Source organism: Streptomyces sp. NRRL B-1140, from assembly GCF_001280065.1.
Taxonomy (GTDB): domain Bacteria; phylum Actinomycetota; class Actinomycetes; order Streptomycetales; family Streptomycetaceae; genus Streptomyces.
Genome location: NZ_LGEA01000119.1, coordinates 1 through 14,787 on the forward strand (window position 1 = coordinate 1; position 14,787 = coordinate 14,787).

At 71.1% G+C, this 14,787-nt stretch carries 21 protein-coding genes and 1 pseudogene; 21 read left to right on the forward strand and 1 reads right to left on the reverse strand.

Translation table 11 applies throughout. The annotated features are described in order from the left end of the window. From ADK65_RS38240 to ADK65_RS29205, 5 genes and pseudogenes are all read left to right on the forward strand, one after another. Positions 1-99 (forward strand): annotated as a pseudogene (locus ADK65_RS38240) (IS481 family transposase); the annotation flags it as partial. A gap of 87 nt (positions 100-186) precedes the next feature. Beyond that, a complete protein-coding gene (locus tag ADK65_RS29190; protein WP_234352986.1) occupies positions 187-2,469 on the forward strand; it encodes an ATP/GTP-binding protein in 2,283 nt (760 codons plus the stop codon). A 21-nt stretch (positions 2,470-2,490) separates the two neighbouring features. Further along, positions 2,491-2,910 carry a hypothetical protein gene (locus tag ADK65_RS29195; RefSeq protein WP_053673986.1) on the forward strand — a complete coding sequence of 140 codons (420 nt, stop codon included), beginning with the start codon at positions 2,491-2,493 and terminating at the stop codon, positions 2,908-2,910. An 81-nt stretch (positions 2,911-2,991) separates the two neighbouring features. Continuing rightward, a complete protein-coding gene (locus tag ADK65_RS29200) occupies positions 2,992-5,133 on the forward strand; it encodes a hypothetical protein (protein ID WP_053673987.1) in 2,142 nt (713 codons plus the stop codon). 81 nt (positions 5,134-5,214) lie between these two features. Beyond that, positions 5,215-5,403: a hypothetical protein gene (locus ADK65_RS29205; RefSeq protein ID WP_053673988.1), complete on the forward strand. Its 189-nt coding sequence runs from the start codon at positions 5,215-5,217 to the stop codon at positions 5,401-5,403. Here ADK65_RS29205 and ADK65_RS38990 read toward each other — a convergent pair whose 3' ends face one another. Continuing rightward, entirely contained in the window at positions 5,404-5,565 is a 162-nt protein-coding gene (locus ADK65_RS38990) for a hypothetical protein (RefSeq protein WP_171053419.1), read from the reverse strand. A 224-nt stretch (positions 5,566-5,789) separates the two neighbouring features. On the opposite strand from ADK65_RS38990, the gene ADK65_RS29210 reads away from it, so the two are divergent. From ADK65_RS29210 to ADK65_RS29285, 16 genes are all read left to right on the forward strand, one after another. Next, positions 5,790-6,281 (forward strand): hypothetical protein, encoded by a 492-nt coding sequence (locus tag ADK65_RS29210; protein ID WP_053673989.1) that lies wholly within the window; start codon positions 5,790-5,792, stop codon positions 6,279-6,281. Positions 6,282-6,339: 58 nt separating this feature from the next. Continuing rightward, the gene (locus tag ADK65_RS39410) at positions 6,340-6,576 is read left to right on the forward strand and encodes a hypothetical protein (protein WP_234352987.1); all 237 of its coding nucleotides are present in this window, start codon (positions 6,340-6,342) and stop codon (positions 6,574-6,576) included. A gap of 42 nt (positions 6,577-6,618) precedes the next feature. Continuing rightward, positions 6,619-7,488, forward strand: coding sequence for a hypothetical protein (locus ADK65_RS39415; RefSeq protein ID WP_234352988.1), 870 nt, complete (start codon positions 6,619-6,621; stop codon positions 7,486-7,488). Next, positions 7,430-7,894, forward strand: coding sequence for an RRQRL motif-containing zinc-binding protein (locus tag ADK65_RS29220; protein ID WP_053673990.1), 465 nt, complete (start codon positions 7,430-7,432; stop codon positions 7,892-7,894). Before ADK65_RS39415 ends, ADK65_RS29220 begins: the two co-directional genes overlap by 59 nt. Before the next feature lie 118 nt (positions 7,895-8,012). Continuing rightward, positions 8,013-8,522: a hypothetical protein gene (locus ADK65_RS29225; RefSeq protein ID WP_053673991.1), complete on the forward strand. Its 510-nt coding sequence runs from the start codon at positions 8,013-8,015 to the stop codon at positions 8,520-8,522. Then, a complete protein-coding gene (locus ADK65_RS38995) occupies positions 8,519-8,869 on the forward strand; it encodes a hypothetical protein (protein WP_053673992.1) in 351 nt (116 codons plus the stop codon). Before ADK65_RS29225 ends, ADK65_RS38995 begins: the two co-directional genes overlap by 4 nt. Beyond that, positions 8,866-9,822 carry an ATP-binding protein gene (locus tag ADK65_RS29235; protein WP_053673993.1) on the forward strand — a complete coding sequence of 319 codons (957 nt, stop codon included), beginning with the start codon at positions 8,866-8,868 and terminating at the stop codon, positions 9,820-9,822. The genes ADK65_RS38995 and ADK65_RS29235 overlap by 4 nt, the downstream gene beginning before the upstream one ends. Continuing rightward, a complete protein-coding gene (locus tag ADK65_RS29240; protein WP_053673994.1) occupies positions 9,819-10,019 on the forward strand; it encodes a hypothetical protein in 201 nt (66 codons plus the stop codon). The genes ADK65_RS29235 and ADK65_RS29240 overlap by 4 nt, the downstream gene beginning before the upstream one ends. 593 nt (positions 10,020-10,612) lie before the next feature. Beyond that, the gene (locus ADK65_RS29250; RefSeq protein ID WP_053673996.1) at positions 10,613-11,056 is read left to right on the forward strand and encodes a hypothetical protein; all 444 of its coding nucleotides are present in this window, start codon (positions 10,613-10,615) and stop codon (positions 11,054-11,056) included. Next, the gene (locus ADK65_RS29255) at positions 11,053-11,349 is read left to right on the forward strand and encodes a hypothetical protein (protein ID WP_063788062.1); all 297 of its coding nucleotides are present in this window, start codon (positions 11,053-11,055) and stop codon (positions 11,347-11,349) included. Before ADK65_RS29250 ends, ADK65_RS29255 begins: the two co-directional genes overlap by 4 nt. An 18-nt stretch (positions 11,350-11,367) precedes the next feature. Further along, positions 11,368-11,571 (forward strand): hypothetical protein, encoded by a 204-nt coding sequence (locus tag ADK65_RS29260; RefSeq protein WP_053673997.1) that lies wholly within the window; start codon positions 11,368-11,370, stop codon positions 11,569-11,571. Continuing rightward, entirely contained in the window at positions 11,571-12,056 is a 486-nt protein-coding gene (locus ADK65_RS29265) for a hypothetical protein (protein ID WP_053673998.1), read from the forward strand. The genes ADK65_RS29260 and ADK65_RS29265 overlap by 1 nt, the downstream gene beginning before the upstream one ends. After that, positions 12,056-12,241, forward strand: coding sequence for a hypothetical protein (locus ADK65_RS29270; RefSeq protein WP_053673999.1), 186 nt, complete (start codon positions 12,056-12,058; stop codon positions 12,239-12,241). The genes ADK65_RS29265 and ADK65_RS29270 overlap by 1 nt, the downstream gene beginning before the upstream one ends. 286 nt (positions 12,242-12,527) lie before the next feature. Then, a complete protein-coding gene (locus ADK65_RS29275) occupies positions 12,528-13,628 on the forward strand; it encodes a hypothetical protein (protein ID WP_053674000.1) in 1,101 nt (366 codons plus the stop codon). Next, positions 13,625-13,978: an ASCH domain-containing protein gene (locus ADK65_RS29280; protein WP_053674001.1), complete on the forward strand. Its 354-nt coding sequence runs from the start codon at positions 13,625-13,627 to the stop codon at positions 13,976-13,978. The genes ADK65_RS29275 and ADK65_RS29280 overlap by 4 nt, the downstream gene beginning before the upstream one ends. Positions 13,979-14,268: 290 nt before the next feature. Continuing rightward, on the forward strand, positions 14,269-14,736 hold the full coding sequence (locus tag ADK65_RS29285; protein WP_053674002.1) for a hypothetical protein: 468 nt from the start codon (positions 14,269-14,271) through the stop codon (positions 14,734-14,736). Positions 14,737-14,787 lie beyond the last annotated feature (51 nt).

Here is a 14,787-nt window from a genome sequence, read left to right on the forward strand (position 1 = left end):
GACTTCCTCCACGTCTACAACTACCATCGCTGCCACACCGCACTCGGAGGCCAGCCACCGATCAGCCGTGTGAACAACGCTCCAGGTCAATACACCTAGCGCGCGTAAAACGTGCACACGTGCACGTGCACACGCGTGCACACGAGACCCCACTGTCTGTCAAGTCCCCCTGGAGGGAGGTGCACCGTGTCCGACGAGTCCGACGACGCGAGCGGTGGAACCCTGGTCCACGGCCCGTGGAGCGGTGATTCCACCTACACGCTGCCGCCGATCCCGGATTTCATCGACACCATTCCACCGCCGGAAGACATTCCGGAGGCTCCCCCGGAGATCCCGGAGGAGACCACGATGGAACTGCCGCCGATTCCGGCTGCTCCGAACCCGGCGGCAGCGCTGCGCTCCGACGGAATTGCAGCCCCGGAAACCGGAGAAGATGACGGCGAATACGAGGAAGGCGAATACGAGGAAGGCGAATACGCCCAGCCTCGTTCCCTCGCCGACCGTCTCGGTGACTGGCTCGAATTCCGGCTGGAAAGGGCGCGGGCCAATCACGAAAGCGAAGCGCCTTTCCGTGAGGCTGAAATAGCACGGAAGGCGGCGCTGCTGGAGGGCCGCACCGCTCAGGAAGTCGCGATGATGGAGCAGAACGGAAAGCTCCACGCCGCGATGATGAAAGCCAAGGGCGACAAAGCGGCGGCGCGGTCAAAGGCCGACGCCGACCGCATGAAGTCGCCCAGCTCCGGCCTGGGGACGGACAAGGGCCGCTCGAAGGCCGGCGGTGGCGGCGGGGCCTCGCGCGGCGGGGGCGGCAGCGGCGGCGGTCCGTCCCGCAACAACTCGGGTCCCGGCTCCAAAGGGCCCGGGTCGCGTGGCACCAACTCCGGCGGCAGCGCCGGGCGTTCGGGGTCCGGATCAGCCGGGGGCAGCGGAGGCGCCAAGGGCAGCACGAAGGCCTCCCAGACGGGCTCTGGCGGCCGTCCAGGCGGTTCCGGGCGCAACGGGCCGTCCGGGGGTTCGAAAGGCTCTCAGACGGGCTCTGGCGGCTCGAAGGGCGACGGCGGCCGGGGCCAGAACGGTCCGGCCTCCAACGCTCGTGCTGAGCGGGCCCGCGGCCGTCAGGAGCGCGCCGGGGCCCGGCAGGCCGCGCGGCAGGAGAGGCGCAGCACCGGGCACGCCGCTGGCGTCGCCGAACGATCCAGGGACCGTGACCAGGCCCGCGCTAACCGGCAGCAGAACTGGGAGGACCGCCGCGCGAAGCGGCAGGAGCGGGCAGAGGCGCGGAAGGCGAAGCGGGAAGCCGCGGCGTCGGCCGACTCGGGCCGAACCAAGTTGGGCCAGGCCGTCACGGAGGAAGCCAAGCGCCGCTTCGACAAGCGCCGCGCCGACGCGAAAGCCGCCGCGGACGCGAAGGACGCGAAGGACGCGAAGGACGCCAAGGCCGGCGCGGAGAAGGTGAGCCTGACCAAGGACAAGGACTCCAAGGCCAAGGGCACCGATGGCAAGGGCGAGAAGGACGCCAAGGAGGGCCCTGACGGGGCCTCCAGAGCCACAAAGGACGCCCCGGCGTCCGATGAGCCGAGCAAGGACTCCAAGGCCGGTGACGGGCCGTCTGACGACTCGAAGAAGCGGCGCCGGTTCCGGCGTCGGCGCACCGGCAGCGGAACCGGCCGGGCCGGTCGGCGGGGCCGCACCGGTCGTGCCGGGCGGCGACGCGGCTGGGCATGGGATGAGGCGAAGGATCCGGACCCGACGGTGGAATGGGCCGACGGCCGCCCGAAACGTCCCACCCCGAAGCCGGAGAGCAGCGAGGACATCACGGACGCGGTGATCGTCGACGACGAAGCCGACCCGTTCGGCTGGTATGCCGCCCGCCGTCCCGGCCTGCCCCGCGAGCCCAGGCAACCGCGCGTCAGGCGAGGGGTCATCAAGCGCCCCGGCACCAGCCGGCCGGACCCGGCCGACGCACCCGATCAGAGCGATCAGCCCGTGGTCGGCCGAATGGCAACCAGTAGCCGACCCACCAGCACCGAGGGGAGCAGCGTGAGCAGCGCGGAGGTCAGCAGGCCGTCCGGGCAGGGCAACTTGGCTGCCCAGCACCGGACGGACATCACGTTCGACGAGTTCTTGATGGAGATGGCGAACATCGCCATCCAGGCCGCCTCCGACCAGGAGAAGGCCGAAGCCCTCGCGGACGCGCTCGACAAGGTCGCCGACGCCCTGCGGGACATGTCCGCCGACCTGATCAGCGACCACAACATCGCCACCGAGGTCACCGAACTGATCTCGGACCTGGCCGACGCCGCGGCCCGGATGAGGCAGCAGGCCGAACGGTGCGCGTCCGAGTGCGGTCTCGCCCTGGAGGCCGCCAAGCTCGCGGCCGCGATGGTCGCCCGCATCTACGGCCAGGACATGGCCGCCAAGGAAGACGCGGGCCTGACGTACGCGTCGGCCGCCGCCCACCACGACTAAGAAGCAGGGAGGAACCCGCCGATGAGCAGCGATCTCGCACCCAGCGGCGCCAGCCCGGTGCCCGTCCCGGCCGACGACGACAACCGCTACAAGGCAGTCCAGGCCAAGCTCAAGACGCTCGCCAGCGCGCTGGACGACGCCGGCCTCGAGCTGGAGGCGCTGGTACGCAGCGTCAAGGCCAACGCCCAGCGCGCCCAGGACGTGGCCCGCGACATCGCCAACGCTGGACTCGACGCGAAGTTCGTGGAGCTGACCAGCAACGTCTCGGTCGCCCTCGGGGGCGCGGCCGTGCAGGTCAAGAAGCTGAGCGACACCGCCCAGGAGACCGCCGACCTCACCCACCAGACCCGGCGTACCCACTCCAAGCTCTACGGGGCGCTGGATGAAATCCGCTCCAATCGGCGCGAGAAGACCCCCAAGCCGGGCTTCTTCAACCGCTGACCCCACTCCCCCAACCCACCCCCGCCACGGGCGGCCCCGCAGATCGCGGGGCCGCCCGTCCCGTTTCCCGAAGGAGATTCGGTGACCACGCCGCGCAGTGTCACGCTCGAACGCCTCGCCTACACCCTCGCCGCTCCTGTGCTGGCCGTGGCCCCGAACGTCTACCCCGACAGCCGCGTCAACCAGGTCGTGCAGCTGGCTGGCGCGGCCGGGATCGGCGGCTGGTTCCTGGCCGCCAAGAGCGATGAGCCCGGTGCCGGACGCAAGATCCTGCGCTGGTCCCCGCTGGTCCTGGCCGCCGCCGTCGACGTCGCCGCCGGGCACACCACCGGCTTCGGCCCGTACTGGCTGGACGGGCTGCTCGCCGCCGGATGGGCGGCGGCCGGCTCCTTCGTGCTGCCGTTTTCCCGGCACACCCGCCGCCGTCACCGTCCCGCCGTCGCGGCCCCGGCCCCGCAGCTGCAGGTGACCGAAGTCCCGGAGCAGTCCCCGGTCGTGCCGGACGACGGCGCCGACCTGCTCACCCGCGAGGTGCGGATGATGTGGGAGAACGCCGGGATGCCTGCCCGCACGGACGTCGTCAAGGCCACCCGGCACCCGGGCATGCGGCACGACATGACGATCCTGCTGCGCGCCTCGGAGACTGGACGGCCGATCACCGGTCTCACCGAGGCCGCCGTCGCCGCCCCGTTCGCCGTGCCGTCCAGCGACGTCCGTCTGGCGGAGGTCGCCATCCAGCCCGGCCGCCAGGGCGGCCCCGGCTGGATGGAGGCCCACATCACCCCCGACGCCAACCAGCGCCGCCGCAAGGCGCCCACAGACCAGGAGCGCTGGGCGGACAAGGTCGGCTCGCCCAAGGGCGGCGCCCCTGGCTCCGAGCTGGTCCACAAGACCCGCGACGACGAACGCGGGGTGACCTTCTACCGGGCGAAGATGGCGGACTCCACCGAGACCCCGCGCATCGACCTGGCCAAGGTCTGCCGCGCACTGAAGCTGCCCGAGGACGACTCCTGCGTGTTCGTCCTCATCGACGGCAGTGAGTTCCTGATCAGCGCGTTCGATGAGCCGCCGCTGTCGCAGATCTTCCCCGCCACCCGCGAGCTGCTCACCCCGGACGCCAAGGGCATGTACGTGTGCGGGTTCACCATCACCGGCCAGCCGGTGAAGACGATGGTGTACCAGCACGACAAGAACGCCCCGGCCCACGGCCTGACCCTCGGGGTCAGCCGGTCGGGCAAGACGCAGTTCTTCGCGATCCACATGGCCGCCCAGTCCCTGGACGGACAGGTGGTATGGCTGGGCACCGTCCGCAAGGACGAGAAGACCACGGTGCTCGGCCGGTACATCGACCGGCAGGGCTCGAACGCCCTGTGGATGGCCCGCTCGCTGCGGGCGGCGAAGGCGCTGTGCGAGATCCGCGCCGATATGCCGTGGCCGCACGACGGCCAGCCGCACGACTACAAGCCGGGCGATCCCCGCTGCCCCTACCGGCAGCTGAACGTCTACGGCGATGAGTTCATGACCGCGGCGCAGGACGCGGACTTCGGCGAGTTCATCCAGAAGGACGGCGAGGACCTCACGGTCACCGGGCTCAAGTACGGCATCGGCTTCAACCCGGCCGGACAGAGCCCGTTCGCGCACAACGGGTTCTCCACCGAGATGAAGGACAACCTGCGGCAGAACTCGAGGCCGGTCATCTTCAACATGGGTTCGCCCGGCGCCACCCGCAAGGCGGCGGAGGGCACCATGGAGAACGCCTACGACGTGCCGACCATCCCGGCCCGCTACTCCCGCAGCGAGGGCTCCGCGATCGAGCGGGCCATGCGCGGCGAGGCCGACCCGGAGAACGGCGTCTCCACGGGCGGCGTCGCGGTCATCGTCCTCGACAACGGCCGCGCCGTGCTCATGCGGTCGCTGTACGCGGACTTCGACACCGACCTGTCCAACCTGTTCCCCGACGAGGTCAACCGGCTCACCGACTACGAGATCGCGGAGCTGGTGAAGCGCGGTCTGTGGTTCGACTGGAACGAGCCCGTGCGGCCCGGCGAGTTCTGGCCCGAGCCCGACGAGGACGACGACGGCGACGGCCGTTCCCGCCGCCGCGGCGGCGGTGGAGGCGGAGGCGGCAAGGGCGGCGGCAAGCGCAGTTCCGGCAGCCGCTCCGAGCAGGTCACCTCACCCCGCCAGGCGCTGGAGGCCATCAAGAGCCTCAACGACGCCTGACCGCTCCCCACCCCATCCCTCCCGGGGCCGGCCTGCCCGAGCGCGGCCGGCCCCACCCCTCACGAAGGAGCACCAACCGCCGTGGCCCTCTCGATCTCCGCCGCCGTGCTGCTGGGCATCATCGTCTTCGTCCTGCTCAAGGGCGGCTACGTCCGCGTCGGCTCCATGCTGGCCTGCACGCTGTTCGGCTTCACCCTCGCCGCCACCGGCCTGGCCCCGATCATCAACAGCGGCCTCGCCTCGCTCGCCGGACTGATCTCCAGCCTCTGACTACGCCTCGGTCCACGGCGGATCGGGCGTGTAGTTGAGCCCGTCGCAGAAGCGGCAGTCCCACTCCGAGGGGATCTCCCACTTGTCGACCCAGAAGCCGACCTGCTTGCCCACGAAGTAGTTGTCGCCCCCGCACCATCCGCACTCGAAGACGAACTCCACCAGATCCCCTTCCCCGCGCCTGATGGTTCGAGGATGCCCGGGGCGCAGGTGCGGTGACTACCCACCCGCCAGCCTCAACTCACCTGCTGCACAACGCCGAAGGGCGCCGCCGGACACGACTCCGGCGACGCCCTTCGGCGTTGCGCGCGGCCACTCCCCCACGCGCCCTCCCGGCCATCACGGCCAGGAGGGCGCGCCCCTTCCCGCGTGATCGGAGAAGAACGATGGACCCCCTGAACACCCAGCACGGCATGCCCGAGTCCGAGGCCGCGGCCGAAGCCCGCCGCCTGATCGACGAATGGGCGAGCAAGCCCGTCCAGCACCACCCCACCTCGTTCCGCGACGACACCGAGCCGCCCGCCTACGGCGACGCCCCGCCCGTCAAGCAGGAGGACCACCGGATCGTCCCGGCCTGGGCGGCCGGGATCGCCGTCGCGAGCATCGGCGTCGGCGCCGGAGTCACCGGCATCGGCTGCGGCGCCTGGCTCGTGCTCCAGGGCCTGGCCTCCGTCACGTTGAACAGCGTCCTCATGGTCACCCTGCCGTTCGCGGGCCTGGCCATGGCCGCCACCGCCATCGGCGGCGCGATCAGCAAGGCCCGCGCGGCCGTCACCAAGAACGTCTACGAGGGTCCGGTCACCCACCACACCGAGATCCACAACAACAGCACCACGCGGGGGGCGTTCTTCGCCCGCACCCGCAACGAGATCCGCTGACCGACTCCGGCCAGCCCCCACCGCTCACCGATCCCTTCGCCGAAGGAGCAGCTACGCCATGCCCAGCGACGACAAGCCCGTCAACGGCCAGGAAAACCCGTCCTTCCTCGACGTGCTCAACCAGATGCCGCCCGTGCCGCCGGCCCCCGAGCTGGAGGGCAAGCCCGGCACCGGGCGGTTCGCGCGGGTGCGCGCCGCGTGGAAGGCGTCCTGGGAGGAAGGCGGCTTCCTCTACCAGCGGTGGGAGGAGGTCTTCCAGGCCCGGCACGCCAGCCGACACGAGATCGCCAACTAGATCAAGGCCGTTGCACTGTTCGGCGCTGCCAGCCTCATCGTGATGATGCTGAACGCCGCCGGCGACATCGCCTCCGCCGCGCTCAAGGGCCTGTCCGACGTCCCGGCCACCAGCGCCAGCGACGGCAGCGGACTGTGGGGCACAGTCGGCCACCCCATCCGGGTCTTCCTCGCCGACCAGGCCGCGCACCTGGCCGTCGCCCCGGCCGCCCTGTACGCGTTCTGGCAGCTGACCGGGCTGCTCGGTCTGGTCGGCGGGTTCTTCGGCAACGCCGGAGCTCGCATCGCCTGGCTGCTGTTCGGGATCGGCAGCCTCGCCATGATCTGGTCCGCCGCCCCGGCCGGAGGCCGCGCCGCTGCAACCGGGCTCGCCGCCCTCATGTGGGCACTGGCCAGCATCTTCGCCCTGCGCGGTCTGACCCTGCGGCCCATCGTCCACAACCACCCGCCGCAGTACCAGTTCAACCCCGCGCTCCACCTGCACGCCACCATCCCCCACCCCGAGCCCGGCGGGCGACGACCACGGCGACAACATCCACCCGCTCCAGCGCTGACCGGCGCGGTCCTGGGCCGCCTGCATCTTCCGCACCACCCGCTGACCCGACGCCCTGCCTGGTCCTCGCCCACCCCGCTCTGGTGCCCGGCGAGGACCGGACAGGCCGCCCCGCCGCACGTGGCGCCCCGCCGACACCAGCACGACGTCGGCGGGGCGCAGCGCTGTCCACCGACCTGTTGGAGGAACCGCTCGTGCTCATTCCCCGCCCGCGCCGCCGGATCGGCCGGCCCCGCCCGCAACGTCCCGGCCCCCGCTACCCGCACCGCCCCGACCGGCTGCCCGGCGCCTGGAGCAGGTGATGCCGCGCCCGAGGAAGAAGCGCCGCCGCCCCGAGGTGACCCGGGTGCCGCGCAGTGACGCGGCGCTGCCTGAGTACGACCGCAGCACGGTGCCCGAAGGCTTGGTCACTAGGCGGCAGTTAAGGGAAATGGGGCTGAGCCCCGGCGACAACGAGGGCCCGGTCGCGATCCTGCGTTGCAGGCTGTGCGCGACCCGCCCGCAGTGGTCCTGCCGTCATCCCACCCGCGGCTACCTGCTCCGCGTCGACCTGGCCAAACCCAAGCGGACGCCGACGCTCGCTCAGGAGTGGGCGCTCGATCGGGCGATGGCAGCGAGGCAGACCTGTGGCGAATGCGGGAGGCGGTTTTACATCTGCCTCTCGAAGAAGCTCGGCTGCTGCCTGGAGTGCTTCGACGGTACGCCCGTCGACCCCAGCAGCCTGATGACCCTCCCGGCCCCGGCCGTTCACCGGCTGGCCGCGTGAGCCAGCCCCGTCCCGACCGTCCAGGCCGGGACGGGGCCCGCACAACCGGGCGGCCGCAGCACCGGCAAAGGCCGGCCGCCCGCTCCCTCACCCCTTCGAGCTCAGGAGAGAACCCAGCATGCAGCATCGTCCCGCCGTCTTCGCCGCCCTTCTCGGACTCACCCGCGCCGGAAGCGCGATCGGAGATTTCTGGGTCCAGTCCGACTTTTGCGCCCGCGTGAAGGGCGCCTCCGACGACCACCCGGTCACCTACCAGGACCCGGTCACCGACGAGACGACCACCCATGGCACGGCCGACGGCCGTAAGGCGTGCCTTCAGCACTGCCTGACCTACACGGCCACGCAGGCGATCGTCGCCGGGGCCGGCGCCCGCGCGCTCGGCATCCGAGTGCACCCGGCCGCCGCCGCGGCCGCGCTCGCCATCTCCTTCGGCACCCACTACGCCGCGGACCGACGCGTCCCGGGCAAGGGCCTGCTGGAGAAGATCGCCACCAAGACCGGCAAGGGCGGCTTCTACAAGCTCGCCGACTTCGGCATGAACGGAGCCTTCCACCTCGACTCCGCCTGGCACCACGGCTGGGAGACCGCCGCGGCCGTGGTCGCCACCACCAAGGCCACCACCCGGTGACCGGCCGCACCCGCACCCGCCTGGACAGGGTGCGCGCCTCCGTCGGCATCGCCCAGCTCGCCCTCCAGCAGATCGAGGACGACCTGAGCACCGACGACGTCGACGCCTCCGAGCTCGCCGCGATCCTGCGCGAGCTCCAGGAGGACGCCGACGTCCCCGGCGGCCTCTTCCCCGCCCTCGCGCAGCTGGTCACCGCCGCCGCACGCCGGGCGGAGCAGATCGAGCCGGACCGCGACGGCGACGCCTCCTGCCCTCTGCACGAGGCCGCCGCCCTGATCACCGACAACGCCGGGCAGCGCCTGAACTGGGCTGCCCGCTCCCTCGACCCGCAAGGAGACGTCGAATGACCTCGGTGCTGTACCCGGACCTGCCGGAGAACGGGCTGATCGTGCTGATCGGCGCCTCGGGCGCGGGCAAGTCGACGCTGGCCCGCACTTGGCCGGCCTCTCAGGTCCTCTCGCTCGATGGTCTGCGCGGCGTAGTCGGTGATGACCCTGGTCGGCAGGACGTCACGGCTGATGCCGCCGATGTCCTCAAGCTGATCCTGGAGCGCCGGATGACCCGCAGGCTCAACACGGTGATCGACGCGACCAATTGCGAGCAGTCCGTGCGGGTGGAACTGGTGATGGCCGCCAAGCGGCACGGCATGCCGACCGTCGCGGTCGTCGTCGCCACGCCGCTGGAAGTCTGCCTGGAGCGGCAGGGCCCGCGGCCGGACAACCGGCGCGTGCCCGAGGACGTCGTCCGCGCCCAGCACCAGGCCAGGGTCCACTCCCACCAGCGCCTCGCGGCCGAAGGGTTCAACACCATCGTCTTCGCCGACGCCCTGTACCGCCTGGAGCCGTTCCTGAAGCGGCTCTTGCAGGCCCGGGAGGCCGACCTCGGGCGCGACGGCAGCGACGGCCTGGGCGATCTGCTGCTGGTCCGCGGCTTCTTCGGCCCGGAGATCCTGCCGCTGTGGCGGTGGCGGCCGGGCTCGGACCTGGTGACCGGCCGGGACCGCGTCGCGGAGATCCGCCTCGGGCAGCAGTACCTCACCCTGGCGTTCCGCGACGACGTCGACGGCGAGGGCGACTTCGGCTTCGACGTTCTGCTGCCGTGCCCCTTCGATGCGGAGTGCGCCGGGCAGGCGTGGGCGCCGGTCTACTCGGTCACCGACCTGCACAAGGCGCTGACCGGCGCCATGGACAGCGACCCGGACATCGTCTGCACCGTCCACGGCGACGGCGTCGACGACCAGGACGACAACCCCGAGGGCCGCGCCGACCTCGAGGCGCATTTCGCGGATGCGGTCGCTTGAGCCGCGCCGCCGACGGCCCGCACCCACACCCGCTCACCCCGGCCGAACTCCCGGCCGGGGATGAGTGGTGGCGCGGCTGCCCGGAGTGCCACCTGCCTATCCAGGGCGGAGGCGCCGGCCTCGCCGCGCACCGCCGCACCGTCCACACCAACGCCGGTGATCCCCGGCGGCCCATCACGATCCATCTGGAGTTCTGACCCGCCCCCACCGGCGTGACGGACGCTCCGTGCCGCCCCGGCCCCGTTCGACGGAGGCCGGGGCGGTCGCGGTGGTCCCTCAACACCGAGGCACCAACACCGAGCAGAGAAAGGAGCTGGACGTCATGCACCTGCGCATCTCCGAGGTCGACGTCCCGATCCACGACACCACCGACCCGGACCGGCGCGGTCTGCACATCTTCACCGGCGTCGCCGACTCCCCGGCCGCGGCCCTGCGCCGCGCCCACGAGGTGTACGACGCCGCGCTCGCCGCGCACACGGCCGGCCTCGAGTCCCCGGCAAACAGCCGGACAGCTGGGGAGCGCGCGGGCTGCGGCCCGGCTGGCAGATGGAGTGGCCCGCCGCGAAGGCCGGCCTCTGGCACAACCCCGTCAGCTGGACCACCCGCAGCGACTTCGCGCTGTAGCTCCGCCCCGGGACAGCCGCTGTGCTTGGCGGCTAGACGGCTGTCCCGGGCCCATCCATCCCGTACGAGACGAGACGGAGAACCCAAGTATGTCGTCCCTCCTGCGCATTCACGGCCGGATCGGCCAGCGCACCCTCTTACTGACGACCGGGCGGGGGCGAGCCGGATGAGCCTCGCCACCCTGCCCGAAGGCGACTGGATCCGCGGCATCACGATCCGCCAGCCCTGGGCCACGTGCATCTTCGCGGGCAAGAACCCGGAGAACAGGCCGGTGCACTGGCCGTGGGAGGGCTGGGTCCTCATCCACGCCGGGAAGAAGAAGCCGGAGCCCGCCGTGCTGCGCGACCCGCTGGTCGCCACCGCAATCCGCGGCCGCGAACTGCACCTTGGCGCGGTCATCGGCATCGCTCGGCTCACCGGCTGCCACCTGGACCAAGGGCCGGAGAGGTGCCCGAGCCCCTGGGCGGAGCGCGGCGCGCACCACCTGGTCCTCGCCGACGTCCAGGAGCTCGCCCTGCCCGTGCCCGCCACGGGCGCGCTTCCGGCCTGGAAGCCGAAGCCGGACCTGCTGGAGCGCGTGTTCCAGCAGCTGCCCGCCTTCCGGCCGTGACCCGCAGGGGGCGCACGAAGAAGGAGAAGCCGCCGTTCGAGCCGGGCCTGATCCCGGCTCCCGGCGAGCTTCTCGTCTGGCGCGACGGCCAGCACTTCGACCGCTGGCAGGACCTCCCCTGCACGTTGTGCGACCAGCCCACGCCCATGCGCTCCCACTCCGGGGAGCCCGTGCACAAGGCATGCGCGGAGGGCTGGGTCACCGCCAACCCGGTTGAGGCCCGCCTCGGGCGGTTCGCCTCCGACCTCGCGCCGAAGCCCAAAGCCAAGAAGGGCCAAGGCGACCACGCCTGACCTCCACCTGGAGGACCCATGAGCAGCACCGACCGCGACGTCGACCACGCCCTCGCCTACCCCGAGCCGTCGGCCTCCCCGCTCTGGCACCGCCGCGGCGCGAAGGCCCGCCCGCTCACGCCCGCCCGGCAGCGGCGCAACCGCGAACTGCTGGACATCGCCCAGCGCACCACCCGACCCCGCTCCCCTCGCCCCACCCAGACCCTGGCGGAGGCCAACTGATGGACACCAAGCACTGCGCCGTCGACGGCTGGGTCGACGCGATACCCGCCCCCGGCCCGCGCATCGGGACCGCCACCTTCGACCTGATCGTCCGACCCGACGACATCGACGCGCTCGCCGACGACGCCCTCGACACGGTCGTCACCTGCACCAGCGGCGACCCCCGGATCACGCACGAGCTGCTGAACGGCATCCAGCCCGGCGACCTGCTGCGCGTCACCGGCATCCTGGTCCAGCCGCCGGCGCCCGGCGAGCCCACTCGGCTCACCGTCGACGCGCTGGAGGTCCTGGACACCGGACTCGTCCCGGTCCTGCGGGACATGGTGATGGACCGGTACGGCGACTACTGCTGCATCTTCGACGCCGACCGCGAGAAGGTGCCCGTCTTCACCGCGCTCGGGCAGTGGGTTGGCGAGGCGGACAACCCCGACGCCATCGCCACTCTCATCGACATCTACGAGCGCGTGAACGGCGGTGACGCCTGATGGCCACGACCAGCCCGCAGGCCCGCACGGTCCTGGAGCGGTTCCCCGCCGGAAGCCCCCGCGGCTCCTGGCCGGCGGAAGAGTACGCCGCCGCCCAGCGCGCCCAAGGCAGGCCGGACGCGCAGGTCGTGATGGACCTGTCCAGCGACCAGTTCCTCGTGATCACCGGCACCACCACCGAGTAGCGCCACCCCGAGCGCCGCGCCCCGCCCTTCCCGGCCCGGGCGCGGCGCACCGCACATTCCCGTCCTTCACCCCTGAGCAGGAGGCTCCCTTACACCCCTGCTGGAGCCAGTCCTGGCGGCCGCACTACCGCGGCTGTCCTGGACGCCTGCAGGCCGCCCGCTGACCTGCCGAGACCCCTGCTGCCCAAGCCGGAGTCCGCCTTCTGCCACCCCACGCCCCCGGCCTGGCTGTCCCCCGGACCGGTCCACACAGTCACAACAGCTCACCGATGAAGTGAGGCACCGCATGACGCTCATCAGCCCGAACACCGTCCTCGCGAACGCCCTGACGGACGTGGAGGACATCCTCGCCCCGCGCATCCGCGCCAGCAAACCCCAGCGAATCGCGCTGGTGGTGGGCACGCAGATCAACGGCGCACCGCACGCCGGCACCTCGCTGGTGCAGTCGATGGCGTTCGCCACGGCCGCCCGGCTCCGCGACCGTCACGGCCTGCCCGTGGAGGTCCGGTTCTCGGCACTGGACAACGCTCCGCATGAGCTGGTCACCGACCAGGTATCGGGGCACCGGTACCAGCGGGCCTACGCCCAGGCCCTCGGTACGGACGGCATCGCACAACTGGTCGCCTCCCTATATCAACCCCTGTTCGACGCCCTCTCGGAACGGCTGGCCGTGCCGTACGACGTGGAGACCTACTCGCAGCAGCAGGCGACCGGCCTCTTCCGAAGTACGTGGCTGCGGGTGCTGCCGCGCCTGGACGCGGCAAGCCTCTGGCTAGCTCCCTCCACGGGAGTCCCCCACCTGAGGGTCCCCTGCCCGCACTCCTGCGGCTGGGCAGAGAAGTACGCACAGCGCACCCGTGTGGAACGCACCAGCCGTGGTCTCGCCCGCGTATCGGCGGTCTGCCTGCACCATGGCCCCTACACGGCCACCATCACACCCACCGCCGGCGGCTACCTCGACCTCGCCACGCTCTACCGGAACATGGTCAAGGAACTCGCCGCGCTCGCGGAGACCGGCGTTCTCCAGGTCATGGTCAAGGGCACCGACTGGATGCCCGGGAGCCTCCTAGTCGACGGCGCGCTCCAGGCGGTGGGCCTGACCCGGGGCCAGCTGCCTGCTCGGCTGTTCTGCCCGATGATCGTCGCCGAGACGGGCGCCAAGCTCTCCAAAAGCCTCATCCGCTCGGGGGACGCGTCATTGCCCGCGGGCGCCAAACCCTGGATGCTCGACACCCGGAAGTGGCCCGGCACCGTGGGGGAGTTCGCGGATCGCCTGCTGAACCTGGCGGAACTGCTGCTGTCCCACCCCCGGCACTTCTTCCGCTCATACTCGGCTGCGGAGCTGTCGCGGCTGATGTCCTTACCCGCAGGGAGCCCCACTACATGAGCACCACCTCAGCCCGCGTCATCGAGCTGAATCTGTACCCCCGGTACTTCGACCTCGTGGCTGCCGGCCGCAAGACCCGGGAAGTGCGGGTGAAGTACCCGAAGTTCGACGGCCTGGCGGCCGGTGACCTGATCCGGTTCGCCGTGAAGGGCACCGACCGGTCATGCATGACGCGGGTGACACGCGTTGTCGAGTACGCCTCCTTCGAGGAGCTTCTGGACGCCGAGGGGCCTTCCCAGGTAAATCCCGAGGCGACGCGTGAGGAGCAACTGTCCAACATCCGGCGCATCTATCCGCCGGACAAGGAACGGCTGGGGTGCCTGGCCATCGGTATCGAGTTGGTCGACTGACCCCGCTTCCCGAGGCCCCGGGGCGCCCCTCAAGCGAGAGGCGCCCGGGGCCTTCCTGCGGTCTGGCCACGTCGAAGACACGTGCTCCACAGCACCTGAGGAGTTGGCGCCTGATGCGCTCCAACCGCACCAGGTCGCATACGACATCGCACGTGAACACAGTGAGATCAGCCGTCTTGGCGATCAGAACGGCTGCCGTCTGGCCGGAAGGCGATGCCACTGCGCACCTGGAAAGGGCCGACTTAGGATCACTGGGATGACCAGTCGTTTGTCGCGGTAAAGGAGCTCTTGTGGCCGAGCTTGTCCGGCAGCAACACCTTGATGCGGATGTGGGGTATCACGGCTTCGGACTTCAGGAGTCCGATGACGGTGAGCTGCCCGTCCCCTTCCCTGACGACTTCAAGCAGGGCGTGTTCCTGAACGACTTCCCCGGGCGTCTCGACATCTTCAGTGGCGGCCACACACATACCGCTGCGGTCACCGTGGAGGTGTGGGACGGCCAGCCGCCCGAGCAGGATCCTTCACTGTGGGACGAGCAGGCGGAGACCGACTTCGAGTCGACCAGTGGTGAAGTGGCCGTCTGGTCCATGAGCTTGGGGCGCGCCGACGAGGTGATCACCCTTGCCGATTCGGGGGGCTCCTGGCGGGTCCGGGTGAGCTGTGCTGGGCGCAGCGAAGCTCAGGCACTGTCGGAGCATGAGGGTACGGGCGAAGGCGTGGAGAAGTACCTCGTGCAGTTCTGGCCCGCAACGTCCTGAACACGGACCAGGGGCGGGAGCGCCGACAGTTCGACACTCCCGCCGTCGGCA